The sequence below is a fragment of the Enterobacter ludwigii genome (assembly GCF_001750725.1).
In the GTDB taxonomy this organism is placed as follows: Bacteria; Pseudomonadota; Gammaproteobacteria; order Enterobacterales; family Enterobacteriaceae; genus Enterobacter; species Enterobacter ludwigii.
In genome coordinates this window covers 1,078,024-1,091,356 of record NZ_CP017279.1, presented here as the reverse complement: position 1 = coordinate 1,091,356, position 13,333 = coordinate 1,078,024, and the positions used below count along the sequence as shown (strand labels likewise).

Here is a 13,333-nt window from a genome sequence, read left to right as displayed (position 1 = left end):
GGGTTCTTATATCTATGGATCAGACACGCTCTCTGGAAACTTTCCTCTCTTATGTTCAACAGCGCGACCCGCATCAAAGTGAGTTTGCGCAGGCCGTACGTGAAGTCATGACCACGTTGTGGCCGTTCCTTGAAGAAAACCCGCGCTATCGCCAGATGTCACTGCTTGAGCGCCTCGTGGAGCCGGAGCGCGTGATCCAGTTTCGCGTGACCTGGGTAGATGACCGTAATCAGGTCCAGGTTAACCGCGCGTGGCGCGTGCAGTTTAATTCCGCCATCGGCCCGTTTAAGGGTGGGATGCGTTTCCACCCTTCCGTGAATCTGTCGATTTTAAAATTCCTCGGCTTTGAGCAGACGTTTAAAAACGCCCTTACGACCCTGCCCATGGGGGGCGGGAAAGGCGGCAGTGATTTCGATCCGAAAGGCAAAAGCGAAGGTGAAGTGATGCGTTTCTGTCAGGCGCTGATGACCGAACTCTATCGTCATCTTGGTCCCGATACTGACGTTCCGGCGGGCGATATCGGCGTCGGTGCGCGTGAAGTGGGCTTTATGGCCGGCATGATGAAAAAGCTTTCGAATAACAGCGCCTGTGTCTTTACGGGCAAAGGGCTCTCCTTTGGCGGCAGCCTGATCCGTCCGGAAGCCACCGGCTACGGGCTGGTCTATTTTACCGAGGCGATGCTGAAGCGCCACGGCTTAGGGTTTGAAGGTATGCGCGTGGCGGTGTCCGGCTCCGGTAACGTGGCCCAGTACGCCATTGAGAAAGCAATGCAGTTTGGTGCCCGCGTGGTTACCGCGTCAGATTCACGCGGTACCGTGGTGGATGAAGCCGGTTTTACGGCCGAGAAGCTGGCACGCCTGTGCGACATTAAAGCCAGCCGCGACGGCCGTCTGGCGGATTATGCCCGTGAATTTGGTCTGACCTGGCTCGAAGGCAAACAACCGTGGGGCGTGCCGGTCGATATCGCCCTGCCATGTGCGACCCAGAACGAACTGGATACCGAGGCCGCACGCACCCTGATTACCAACGGCGTGAAGGCCGTGGCCGAAGGGGCGAATATGCCAACCACCATCGAAGCGACCGATCTGTTCCTTGAGGCTGGCGTGCTGTTTGCGCCGGGCAAAGCCGCGAACGCCGGTGGCGTGGCGACCTCTGGCCTGGAGATGGCGCAAAACGCCGCGCGCCTCGGCTGGAAGGCAGAGAAAGTGGATGCGCGTCTGCACCACATTATGCTGGATATTCACCACGCCTGCGTCGAGTACGGCGGTGAGGCATCGCAAACCAACTACGTGCGCGGCGCAAATATCGCCGGGTTCGTGAAGGTCGCGGATGCGATGATGGGGCAAGGGGTTATCTAAGCACGCTGTCGCCCTTTCCCGTCGGGAGAGGGCGACAACCGAAAGCACATCAGGCTGCGCTTTTTTTCTTTTTGAACGGTTTCTTCGGCGCACCACCCGGTGCAACCATCCCCCGGAACTGCTTCACCGGCGTATTACGCGCCTGGTTAATCAGCTCGTACAAGGTCTCCACCAGCGGCTGCATAAAGTCCTGATAGCGACACTGCTTTTCACTGATTTGCGTCAGCACGGATTCCCAGTGTGCCGTCATGTCCGGCCTTGCGGCCAGCTCAGGCAGCGAGTGGATCAATGCGCGCCCCGGTTCAGTCGAGTGGATATAGCGCCCTTTTTTCTCCAGAAAACCGCGCTTAAACAGCAGCTCGATAATCCCCGCACGGGTCGCTTCTGTGCCCAGTCCGTCGGTAGCACGCAAGATCTTCTTCAGATCCTTATCCTGAACAAAACGGGCGATCCCGGTCATTGCCGAGAGCAGTGTCGCATCGGTGAAGTGGCGCGGCGGTTGGGTCTGGCGTTCAACCACTTCGCCTTTCTCACACAGCAGCTCGTCATCTTTGGCGACCACCGGCAGCGGCGTGCCGTCATTCTCTTCGTCACGCTCTTTGTTGCCAAGCAGCGTGCGCCAGCCAGCCTCCGCCAGGAAACGCGCCTTGGCGATAAATTTCCCTTTGGCAATTTCCAGCTCAATCACGCATTTGCGGAACATGGCGTCCGGGCAGAACTGCATCAGATACTGACGAGCCACCAGGTTATACACCTTCGCTTCGTTTTCCGTGAGGTTAACGTTGCTGGCGCGCGCCGTCGGGATAATCGCATGGTGGGCATCCACCTTTTTATCATCCCAGCAGCGGTTATGAATGTCCGGATTCACAACCGGTTGCGGCAGCAGATCCGGCGCGTGAACGGCAATGGCGTTCATCACCGAGTGACGGCCGGCAAAGTGCTCTTCCGGCAGATACCGGCTGTCAGAACGCGGATAGGTAATGAGTTTGTGGGTTTCGTAGAGCTTCTGGCAGATATCAAGGACGTTCTGCGCGCTCAGACCGAAGCGTTTCGCCGCTTCAATCTGCAGCGCGGAAAGCGAGAACGGCAGCGGCGCGGGTTCTGATTCCCGTTTATCGTTATAGCTGGTGACAATAGCAGGCTGACCGGTAATCCGGTTGACCACGTGCTCCGCCAGCGGACGGTGCAGCAACCGCCCCTCTTCATCCTGATACGATTCGCAGGCATCGCTTGGCTGCCAGACGGCGGTAAAGCGCTCGTCTTTTGGCGTGACGATATGCGCTTTAACCTCAAAGAAATCTTTGGCGACGAAATTCTCAATCTCTTCGTCACGACGCACCACCAGCCCCAGCACCGGCGTTTGCACACGCCCGACGGAGAGGACGCCCTGATAACCGGCATTACGCCCCAGAATGGTGTAGGCGCGGGTCATGTTGATCCCGTAAAGCCAGTCCGCTCGAGCGCGGGCCAGCGCGGAAACGCACAGCGGAATAAACTCGCTGTTCGCGCGCAGACGTGAAATGGCCCGCTCCACGGCCTGCGGATTGAGGTCGTTAATCAGGCAGCGCTGGACCTGCTGGCGTTTTTCCGGCGCCAGCTCCAGATAGTCCAGCACCTCATCCACCAGCAGTTGCCCTTCCCTGTCCGGGTCACCCGCGTGGATGACTTCCGTCGCGTCATGCAAAAAACGTTTAATCACGTTGAGCTGTTTGGTGACGGAAGGCCGTGGCTGCAGGCGCCATTTATCAGGGACGATGGGTAGGTCATTGAGGTTCCAGCGGGCATAGCGGCTGTCGTAAACATCCGGCTGCGCCTGCTCAAGCAGGTGACCGATACACCAGGTGACCACCTGCCCGTTACCGCATTCGATAAAGCCGTCGCCCTTGCGATGCGGCTTCGGCAGCACATCGGCAATGGCACGGGCCAGGCTCGGCTTTTCGGCAATAAACAACCGCATTGAATTAACGGATCTCAATCATCGGTCGGCCACCGCGCGCGGTCACCAGTTCACCGATCGCCGTCAGGGTAATACCAAACTCTGCGGCCGTCGCCTGGACGTCGGCTTCAGCGTCTGGCGTGACCGCCAGCAGCAAACCACCGGACGTTTGCGGATCGCACAGCAGATTGCGCCACGCTTCAGGCATTTCACCCATCAGATGACCATAGCTGGCAAAGTTACGCTGGGTACCGCCCGGAACGGCGCCCGCTGCAATGTACTCCTCCACACCCGGCAGCTTCGGCACGTCCTGATACCAGACCTGCGCCTGTACGCCCGCGCCCTGACACACTTCGGAGAGGTGTCCGAGAAGGCCAAAACCGGTCACGTCGGTCATGGCTTTCACGCCGTCGATATTCGCAAAGGCCGCACCCGCGAGGTTCATCTGGCACATGACCTCGGTTGCCAGCCCCTGGTGTTCCGGCTTCAGCAGCGATTTTTTCTCCGCAGTAGTGAGGACACCAATGCCCAGCGGTTTGGTGAGGAACAGCTTGCAGCCCGCCTGCGCGGTGCTGTTGCGTTTCACGCGCTCGGTGGGCACCACGCCCGTGACCGCGAGACCGAAGATCGGCTCCGGCGCATCGATAGAATGTCCCCCGGCCAGCGCGATCCCCGCCTGCTGGCAGGCAAAACGTCCCCCTTCGATCACCTCACGGGCAATTTCAGGAGCAAGGGTGTTAATCGGCCAGCCCAGAATGGCAATCGCCATAATCGGTTTGCCCCCCATGGCGAAAATATCGCTGATGGCGTTGGTGGCCGCAATACGCCCGAAATCGAACGGGTTGTCGACAATCGGCATAAAGAAGTCGGTGGTACTGATAATGCTGGTGCCGTTACCCAGGTCATAAACTGCCGCATCGTCACGCGTTTCGTTACCGACAAGCAGGTTCGGGTCGACAAACTTCGCCTGTTCACTGTGGAGAATGGTCTCCAGCACTTTCGGGGAAATTTTACAACCGCAACCGGCTCCGTGGCTGTATTGCGTTAAACGAATAGTTTGCTCGCTCATGGACGTCTCCTGTCATCTCAATCGCGCTATGGTAGCGCTCATTCCATAAAGAGGTAAGTATGACTGTCTGAATTCTGCGGCAGATGCTCAGAATCCAGACAGTTTAGCGCGCGTTATCAGAAACGGCTGACGAAAGGCGTGGTGTCCGGCACATTAATGGTGGCGGAGGCTTTAAGCTGAGGCGTGCCGAGATAGAGGAAGCCGACAATTTTATCATGTTCGCCACAGGCGAATCCGTCGCGAACCGGCTGGCTGTTGGTCAGCGGCCCTGTGCGCCAGATACCGTTAAACCCTTGCGCCACGGCGGCCATTTGCATTGCCATGACGGCACAGCCGGCAGACATTTCCTGCTCCCAGACCGGCACTTTGTGGTCGGCCTGACATTTCGCCACGACAGCGATGATCATCGGCGCACGGAATGGCGCACTGCGGGCTTTCTCAATACCCTTCTCATCCTGACCTGCGGCAACCGCCCCCTGCTCCAGTATCTGACTGAAACGATCGCGGCCTTCACCTTCAATCACAAAGAAGTGCCATGGCTGCAGCGTACCATGATCCGGTGCACGCAGGCCGGCACGCAGAATATTCTCCAGTTGCTCCCCTGCCGGCGCCGGCTCGGTGAGACGTGAAGCGCTACGGCGGTTAACAAGCAGTTCAAGTGCGTCCATTGGTTAACTCCTTTCTTGAAATTTACTCACAAAATTAACACGGCGGCAGATTTTGTTACAGCGTAGCAGGCGATTCCTGCTGACAAGTGACGGTTGGGTCATTACGATAACCGCACATTGCCGTCCCGTGGCGACGGAAACAGTCATTTTCTGGTTAGGGAGAATACATGCGAACCCTTTGGCGAATCATTGCCGGTTTCTTTAAATGGACGTGGCGACTGCTCAACTTCGTCCGCAACCTGGTGATGAATATCTTCTTCATCCTCCTGGTTCTGGTTTGCGCAGGCGTCTGGATGCATATCAGCAACGCAAATCAGGCGCAGCATTCGACTCGCGGGGCGCTGTTACTTGATATCACGGGCGTCATCGTCGATAAGCCGTCCACCAGCAATCGTCTGGGCGTTATTGGCCGTCAGCTGTTTGGCGCGACATCAGACCGTCTTCAGGAAAACTCCCTGTTCGATATCGTCGACACCATTCGTCAGGCAAAAGATGACCGCAACATTACCGGCATCGTGCTGGATCTGAAAGATTTTGCCGGCGGCGACCAGCCTTCAATGCAATACATTGGTAAAGCGCTGCGCGAATTCCGCGACAGCGGCAAGCCGGTGATTGCGGTCGGGGACAGCTACAGCCAGGGGCAGTATTATCTGGCCAGCTTCGCCAATAAAATCTGGCTCTCCCCGCAGGGTACGGTCGATCTGCATGGCTTTGCCACTAACGGTCTGTATTACAAATCGCTGCTCGACAAACTGAAAGTCACCACCCACGTCTTCCGCGTCGGAACCTATAAATCCGCCGTGGAGCCGTTTATTCGTGATGATATGTCCCCTGCGGCCCGTGAAGCGGACAGCCGCTGGATTGGTGAGCTGTGGCAAAACTATCTGAGCACCGTGGCCGCTAACCGCCAGATAACCGCTGAACAGGTGTTCCCTGGCGCGCAGGGCGTGCTGGAAGGCCTGCGCAAGGTTGATGGTGATACCGCAAAATATGCGCTGGATAACAAACTGGTCGATGCGCTGGGCACCAGCGCGGATATCGAAAAATCACTGAGCAAACAGTTTGGCTGGAGCAAAGAGGATAAAAACTTCAGCGCTATCAGCATGTACGATTATGCGACCAAAAAGCCGGATGACAGCGGTGACAGCGTCGCGGTGGTCTTTGCTAATGGTGCCATCATGGACGGCGAGGAAACGCCGGGTAACGTGGGCGGCGATACCACCGCATCGCAAATCCGTGATGCTCGCCTTGATCCGAAAGTGAAGGCGATCGTACTGCGCGTAAACAGCCCTGGCGGCAGCGTCAGCGCTTCTGAAGTGATCCGCGCTGAACTTGCCGCGGCACGTGCAGCCGGCAAGCCGGTAGTGGTGTCGATGGGTGGAATGGCGGCCTCGGGCGGTTACTGGATTTCAACCCCGGCTAACTACATCGTCGCCAACCCGAGCACGCTGACCGGCTCGATTGGCATCTTTGGGGTGATTAACACCGTGGAAAACAGCCTGGATTATCTGGGCGTCCATACCGATGGCGTTGCCACTTCACCGCTGGCGGATGTGTCGGTCACCAAATCGCTGCCGCCTGAAGTCTCTGAGATGATGCAGCTCAGTATCGAGAACGGCTACAAGCGCTTTATTACGCTGGTGGCAGAGTCCCGTAAAAAGACACCGCAACAGATCGACGACATTGCGCAGGGCCACGTCTGGACTGGCCAGGATGCGAAGAATAATGGTCTGGTAGACAGCCTGGGCGACTTTGATGACGCGGTGAAGAAAGCCGCCGAACTGGCGAAGCTCAAGCAGTGGCATGTTGAGTATTATCAGGACGAGCCGTCGTTCTTTGACCTGGTGATGAACAGCATGTCCGGCTCCGTACGCGCCATGCTGCCTGAGGCGCTGCAGGCGTATTTGCCTGCGCCAGTCGCAACGGCGGCTAAAGCGATGAAAGCGGAAAGCGACAAACTGGCGGCCTTTAACGATCCACAAAGCCGTTACGCGTTTTGTCTGACCTGTGCAAACGTCCGTTAAACACCGTCCCCTCTTCCCGTGAAGAGGGGATTTTTTTCTTTTGAAGAACAAGAACTCACTACCATGCAGAAGAAATCGATTTATGTAGCCTACACTGGCGGTACCATCGGTATGCAGCGCTCTGAAAACGGCTATATCCCGGTCTCCGGCCACCTTCAGCGCCAGCTCGCGCTGATGCCTGAATTCCACCGTCCTGAAATGCCTGACTTCACCATCCACGAATACGAGCCGCTGATGGACTCCTCCGATATGACGCCGGAAGACTGGCAGCATATCGCGGACGACATTAAAGCCCATTACGACCAGTACGACGGCTTTGTGATCCTGCATGGTACCGACACGATGGCGTTTACCGCCTCGGCACTCTCCTTCATGCTGGAGAATCTGGGCAAACCCGTCATCGTCACCGGCTCGCAAATTCCGCTGGCGGAGCTGCGTTCTGACGGGCAGATCAACCTGCTCAACTCCCTGTATGTGGCAGCGAATTACCCGATTAACGAAGTGTCGCTGTTCTTCAACAACCGACTGTATCGCGGCAACCGGACCACGAAGGCGCACGCCGATGGCTTTGACGCTTTCGCCTCACCGAACCTGCAGCCGCTGCTGGAGGCGGGCATCCATATTCGTCGTCTGGGCACCCCGCCTGCGCCGAGCACGGCGGGCGAACTGATTGTTCATCCGATCACGCCGCAACCGATTGGCGTGGTAACGATTTACCCGGGTATCTCTGCAGATGTGGTGCGTAACTTCCTGCGCCAGCCGGTGAAAGCGCTGATCCTGCGCTCTTACGGCGTGGGCAATGCCCCGCAGAACGGCGAGTTCCTGAAAGAGCTGCAGGAAGCGAGCGAGCGCGGGATCGTGGTGGTTAACCTGACGCAATGCATGTCCGGTAAAGTCAACATGGGCGGTTACGCCACCGGTAACGCCCTCGCGCATGCAGGCGTTATCAGCGGATTCGATATGACCGTTGAAGCCACGCTGACTAAACTTCACTATTTACTGAGTCAGGATCTGGACATTCAGTCCATCCGCAGCGCGATGATGCAAAACCTGCGCGGCGAACTGACGCCGGACGAATAAGGAGACACCATGACGCAACGCGCCCTGTTACTGGTCGATTTGCAAAATGATTTCTGTGCGGGCGGCGCACTGGCCGTCGCTGAAGGTGACAGCACCGTAGACGTGGCGAATACGCTGATTGAGTGGTGCAAAACGCGGGGTGAGGCGGTTGTCGCAAGCCAGGACTGGCACCCGGCTGACCACGGCAGTTTTGCCAGCCAGCACGGCGTTGAGCCCTTCACGCAGGGTGAACTTGACGGCCTGGCACAAACCTTCTGGCCGGATCACTGCGTGCAACAGACGGAAGGTGCGCAGCTGCATCCGCTGCTGAATCAGAAGGCCATCGACGCGGTGTTTCATAAAGGGGAAAACCCGTCTATTGACAGCTACAGCGCCTTCTTTGATAACGGACATCGCCAGAAAACGGCGCTGGACGGGTGGTTACGCCATCACGAAATCACCGAACTGATTGTGCTGGGTCTGGCGACGGATTACTGCGTGAAGTTCACCGTGCTGGACGCCCTCCAGCTAGGCTATACCGTCAGCGTCATCACCGACGGCTGTCGTGGGGTGAACATTCAGGCGCATGACAGCGCACAGGCGTTTATGGATATGGCCGCGGAAGGCGCCACCCTGTATACCCTGGAAGACTGGCTGGAAACGCACGCCTGACCTTCTCGCCGGGCAAGCCACAGTGCTGCCCGGCACGCCCCGTCTCATTCCCCATAAAGTGAACTCCCTCGCATCACCAGCGAAGCGGCAATGCTATTCTCTTCAGGCTGTTTTTTCGCCACGTCTTTTCCGTGGCGTGGTTATTTTTGTTAAGTCAAAGAGGAACTTGTATGAAACGTTTGCCTTTGCTGGCAGCATTACCCCTGCTTTGCGCGTCAGTTGCTTCCGCCACGCCCCTGATGTCTGTGGGATATTTTAATGGCGGTGGCGATGTCACCGCCGGTCCCGGTGGTGATATCAATACGCTCGACGTTCGTCAGATTACCCACCTGAACTACTCATTTGGTCTGGTCTATAACGATGAGAAAGACGAAACCCATGCTGCGCTGAAAGATCCGGCGAAACTTCATCAGATCTGGCTGTCGCCAAAAGTCGCCGCCGATCTGGCGCTAATCCCGACGCTGCGTAAGCAAAATCCAAACCTGAAAGTGCTGCTGTCCGTGGGCGGATGGGGTGCGCGTGGCTTCTCCGGCGCAGCCGCGACCCAAGAGAGCCGTGCGGTGTTTATCCGCTCGGCTCAGGAGATTGTCGAAAAATATGCACTCGACGGCATCGATCTTGACTGGGAATACCCGGTAAATGGTGCATGGGGACTGGTGGCCAGCACGCCAGCCGATCGCGATAACTTCACCGCACTGCTGAAAGAATTGCGCGCCGCCTTCGGCCATAAAAAGCTGGTCACCATCGCGGTAGGGGCAAATGCAGAAAGTCCAAAAAGCTGGGTGGATGTGAAGGCCATTGCCCCGCTGCTCGACTACATCAACCTGATGACCTACGACATGGCGTATGGCACACAGTATTTCAACGCCAATCTGTATGACTCCAGCGACTGGCCAACGGTGGCCGCCGCAGACAAATACAGCGTGGATTTTGTGGTGAACAACTATCTGGCGGCCGGGCTGAAGCCGCAACAGATGAACCTCGGGATTGGTTTTTACGGCCGCGTGCCGAAACGCGCCGTGGAGCCCGGTATTGACTGGACAAAACCCGATGCGCAAAACCATCCGGTGACCCAGCCCTACTTTGGACCTAAGGAAACCGGCTTATTCGCGTCACTGGGCTACGACCTGACCAAAGATACGTATGTGAAGTACAACGATATTGTGAAAAAGCTCTTAAACGATCCGCAGAAGCGTTTTACCGAACACTGGGACGAACGGGCGCAAGTGCCGTGGCTTTCAGTGAATGCGGCGGACGGCAAGGCGCTGTTTGCCCTTTCCTATGAGAACCCGCGTTCCGTCGCCATCAAAGCGGATTACATCAAGGAGAAAGGTCTCGCCGGGGCGATGTTCTGGGAGTACGGCGCGGATGACAATAACCAGTTAGCGAAACAGCTGGCGGAGTCGCTGGGAATTAAACCCAAAGAGTAAGATAAGCACGCCCTCTCTCCAGAGAGAGGGCGCTGGCAGGCCTGCCGCCCCACCGTTACTGCATCTTTATCGTCGCGATCGGCTTTGGCGTGATACCAAAGTCCTCTTTCAGCTCGCGCTTGCTCTTCATCACCATCTGGCCTTGAGTGTCGATAGTCATGTGTTGCGCGTCGGTATTGTTACGCGCCTGCCAGAGCATCACCAGTTGCAGACTGTTCTCTTTTTGCTCCGGCGTGAGCGCGACACCGTCCGGCCATTTGCCCAGTTCAACAGCAGTCACCAGGCGCTGATACACCTCCGGCGTCATACCGCTAATCATGTCATCAATATTCACGATCTCTCCCTTTCAAAGGAATAATTTGCTGAATCGTTTTTTCAACCTTTGATCTGGTCACCGTTTTCATCATCGGTGAAGCTCATCGACGCTGAATTCACACAGAAACGCTCACCCGTCGGCTGAGGACCATCCGGGAAGACGTGTCCAAGGTGGGCGTCACAGGTTCCGCAACGAATTTCAGTACGCACCATGCCGTGCGACGTGTCGCTCAGGTAGCGGATCGCATCGTCGCTGACCGGCTCATAAAAGCTTGGCCAGCCACAGCCAGAATCGAACTTCGTTTGGGAATTGAACAACGGGGCGTCACATACCAGACAGTGGTAGACACCATCGCGCTTGTTGTGCAGTAAACGGCCGGTAAAAGGCGGTTCGGTTCCGTGATTTTGCGTCACGTAAAACTGCATTTCGGTGAGGTTTTTTTTCAAATCGTCAGGGTTACGTTGGTTCGACATATGCTTACATCTCGCTGTAGAAACAGACACCTTTTAACCCGGATTCTAACAAAACATTAACACCCTTGCGTGCACTTTTGTTCTAAACTTATGTGTCGCGAAAAGGCGGTCAGGCAATTGTGATCATGTTCACATTTTTATCCTGCGAGGACTTTAAAATGCCGCGCGCAGCCCCCATGTGGTTGCTAGCTCAAAGGGAAAGTGAGGCGAGTCAGTCGCACAAACGTTAGTCACAGGATTGATTTGTCGCAATGATTGACACGATTCCGCTTGACGCTGCGTAAGGTTTTTGTAATTTTACAGGCAACCTTTTATTCACTAACAAATAGCTGGTGGAATATATGACTATCAAAGTAGGTATCAACGGTTTTGGCCGTATCGGCCGTATTGTTTTCCGTGCTGCTCAGAAACGTTCTGACATCGAAATCGTTGGTATCAACGATCTCCTGGACGCTGAATACATGGCGTACATGCTGAAGTACGACTCAACTCACGGTCGTTTCGACGGCACCGTTGAAGTGAAAGACGGCCACCTGGTTGTTAATGGCAAAACCATCCGCGTTACTGCTGAGAAAGACCCAGCTAACCTGAAATGGAACGAAATCGGTGTTGATGTTGTAGCTGAAGCTACCGGTATCTTCCTGACCGACGAAACTGCGCGTAAACACATTACCGCGGGTGCGAAAAAAGTTGTTCTGACCGGTCCTTCTAAAGACAACACCCCAATGTTCGTTCGTGGTGCAAACTTCGAAACTTACGCTGGCCAGGACATCGTTTCTAACGCATCCTGCACCACCAACTGCCTGGCACCACTGGCGAAAGTAATCAACGACAACTTCGGCATTGTCGAAGGTCTGATGACTACCGTTCACGCGACCACCGCGACTCAGAAAACTGTTGACGGCCCGTCTCACAAAGACTGGCGTGGCGGCCGTGGCGCGGCTCAGAACATCATCCCATCCTCTACCGGTGCAGCTAAAGCTGTAGGTAAAGTACTGCCAGAACTGAATGGCAAACTGACTGGTATGGCGTTCCGCGTTCCAACTCCTAACGTATCCGTTGTTGACCTGACCGTTCGTCTGGAAAAAGCTGCTTCTTATGAAGAAATTAAGAAAGCAATCAAAGCTGCTTCCGAAGGCGCAATGAAAGGCGTTCTGGGCTACACCGAAGACGACGTTGTATCTACCGATTTCAACGGCGAAGTGTGCACTTCCGTGTTCGATGCTAAAGCGGGTATCGCACTGAACGACAACTTCGTGAAACTGGTTTCCTGGTACGACAACGAAACCGGCTACTCTAACAAAGTACTGGACCTGATCGCTCACATCTCCAAATAAGTTGAGATGAGTGCTTGATCCAAAAAGGCGACTTCGGTCGCCTTTTTTATTGTTTTTAGACAGAGGATTGCTTAATGATTAATAAAATTTTTGCACTTCCGGTAGTCGAACAACTTACCCCTGTGCTCTCCCGCCGCCAGATTGATGGTGCGGATATCATCGTCGTTGACCACCCGCGCGTAAAAGCCTCCGTGGCGCTGAACGGCGCACACCTGCTCTCCTGGAAACCTGAAGGCGAAACGGAAGCACTGTGGCTGAGCGACGCGACCTCCTTTAAAAAAGGGGATGCGATTCGCGGCGGCGTGCCTATTTGCTGGCCATGGTTTGGTCCTTCCGCTGAGAAAGGCCTGCCTTCTCACGGTTTTGCCCGTAACCAGCAGTGGACGCTGAAAGCGCACAATGAAGACGATAACGGTGCGGTACTGACCTTTGAGCTGCAGGCGAATGAGGAAACCCGTGCCCTGTGGCCGCACGATTTCACCCTGTACGCACGCTTCAAGCTGGGCAAAACCTGCGAAATCGAACTGGAAGCACACGGCGAATTTGAAACCACCTCCGCCCTGCACACCTATTTCAACGTTGGTGACATCAGCGCCGTGAAGGTGAGCGGCCTTGGCGATACCTTTATCGACAAAGTGGATAACGCGAAAGAAGGAAAACTGAGCGACGGCATTCAGACGTTCCCGGACCGTACTGACCGCGTTTACCTGCATCCGGAAGCGTGCAACGTGATCCACGACAGCGCCCTGAACCGTGGTATCGAAGTGGTACACCACCATCACAGCAACGTGGTGGGCTGGAACCCAGGCCCGGCACTTTCTGTCAGTATGGCCGACGTGCCTGATGACGGTTACAAAACGTTCGTCTGTGTGGAAACGGCGTGCGTCACTGCGCCACAAAAAACCAGCGAAGAAAAACCGTCTCGCTTAGGGCAGACAATCAGTATTGTGAAGCGCTAATACGCTACCGCCCCTCTTCCTGTAAAGGAGAG

12 protein-coding genes are annotated in these 13,333 nt (G+C 55.9%); 7 read left to right on the top strand and 5 right to left on the bottom strand.

Annotated elements, in window-relative coordinates:
* The first annotated feature begins 14 nt into the window (after window positions 1-14).
* Complete coding sequence (gdhA, locus tag BH714_RS05185; protein ID WP_014169652.1) at window positions 15-1,358, top strand: NADP-specific glutamate dehydrogenase; 1,344 nt, start codon at window positions 15-17, stop codon at window positions 1,356-1,358.
* Between the two features lie 49 nt (window positions 1,359-1,407).
* On the opposite strand, the gene BH714_RS05180 is transcribed toward gdhA, so the two are convergent.
* The 3 genes from BH714_RS05180 to BH714_RS05170 form a co-directional block, all read right to left on the bottom strand.
* Window positions 1,408-3,315 (bottom strand): DNA topoisomerase III, encoded by a 1,908-nt coding sequence (locus tag BH714_RS05180; protein WP_040017237.1) that lies wholly within the window; start codon window positions 3,313-3,315, stop codon window positions 1,408-1,410.
* Window positions 3,316-3,319: 4 nt separating this feature from the next.
* Window positions 3,320-4,363 carry a selenide, water dikinase SelD gene (selD, locus tag BH714_RS05175; RefSeq protein ID WP_020884436.1) on the bottom strand — a complete coding sequence of 348 codons (1,044 nt, stop codon included), beginning with the start codon at window positions 4,361-4,363 and terminating at the stop codon, window positions 3,320-3,322.
* Window positions 4,364-4,479: 116 nt separating this feature from the next.
* On the bottom strand, window positions 4,480-5,031 hold the full coding sequence (locus BH714_RS05170; protein WP_014169648.1) for an NAD(P)H nitroreductase: 552 nt from the start codon (window positions 5,029-5,031) through the stop codon (window positions 4,480-4,482).
* Window positions 5,032-5,198: 167 nt separating this feature from the next.
* On the opposite strand from BH714_RS05170, the gene sppA reads away from it, so the two are divergent.
* The 4 genes from sppA (at window position 5,199) to chiD (ending at window position 10,216) form a co-directional block, all read left to right on the top strand.
* Entirely contained in the window at window positions 5,199-7,055 is a 1,857-nt protein-coding gene (gene sppA / locus BH714_RS05165; RefSeq protein ID WP_014169647.1) for a signal peptide peptidase SppA, read from the top strand.
* A gap of 63 nt (window positions 7,056-7,118) precedes the next feature.
* The gene (ansA, locus tag BH714_RS05160) at window positions 7,119-8,135 is read left to right on the top strand and encodes an asparaginase (protein WP_020884438.1); all 1,017 of its coding nucleotides are present in this window, start codon (window positions 7,119-7,121) and stop codon (window positions 8,133-8,135) included.
* A 9-nt stretch (window positions 8,136-8,144) separates the two neighbouring features.
* On the top strand, window positions 8,145-8,786 hold the full coding sequence (gene pncA / locus BH714_RS05155) for a bifunctional nicotinamidase/pyrazinamidase (protein WP_032677954.1): 642 nt from the start codon (window positions 8,145-8,147) through the stop codon (window positions 8,784-8,786).
* 170 nt (window positions 8,787-8,956) lie between these two features.
* Window positions 8,957-10,216, top strand: coding sequence for a chitinase ChiD (chiD, locus tag BH714_RS05150; RefSeq protein WP_040017235.1), 1,260 nt, complete (start codon window positions 8,957-8,959; stop codon window positions 10,214-10,216).
* Window positions 10,217-10,271: 55 nt separating this feature from the next.
* Here the strand turns inward: chiD and BH714_RS05145 are convergent, their stop codons facing one another.
* A complete protein-coding gene (locus BH714_RS05145) occupies window positions 10,272-10,535 on the bottom strand; it encodes a YeaC family protein (RefSeq protein WP_153852331.1) in 264 nt (87 codons plus the stop codon).
* Between the two features lie 56 nt (window positions 10,536-10,591).
* The gene (gene msrB / locus BH714_RS05140; RefSeq protein WP_020884441.1) at window positions 10,592-11,005 is read right to left on the bottom strand and encodes a peptide-methionine (R)-S-oxide reductase MsrB; all 414 of its coding nucleotides are present in this window, start codon (window positions 11,003-11,005) and stop codon (window positions 10,592-10,594) included.
* Between the two features lie 341 nt (window positions 11,006-11,346).
* Here msrB and gapA point away from each other — a divergent pair, with 341 nt between their 5' ends.
* Together gapA and BH714_RS05130 are read left to right on the top strand one after the other, a co-directional pair.
* Window positions 11,347-12,342: a glyceraldehyde-3-phosphate dehydrogenase gene (gapA, locus tag BH714_RS05135; RefSeq protein ID WP_020884442.1), complete on the top strand. Its 996-nt coding sequence runs from the start codon at window positions 11,347-11,349 to the stop codon at window positions 12,340-12,342.
* 74 nt (window positions 12,343-12,416) lie between these two features.
* On the top strand, window positions 12,417-13,301 hold the full coding sequence (locus BH714_RS05130) for a D-hexose-6-phosphate mutarotase (RefSeq protein WP_014169640.1): 885 nt from the start codon (window positions 12,417-12,419) through the stop codon (window positions 13,299-13,301).
* Window positions 13,302-13,333: the final 32 nt, after the last annotated feature.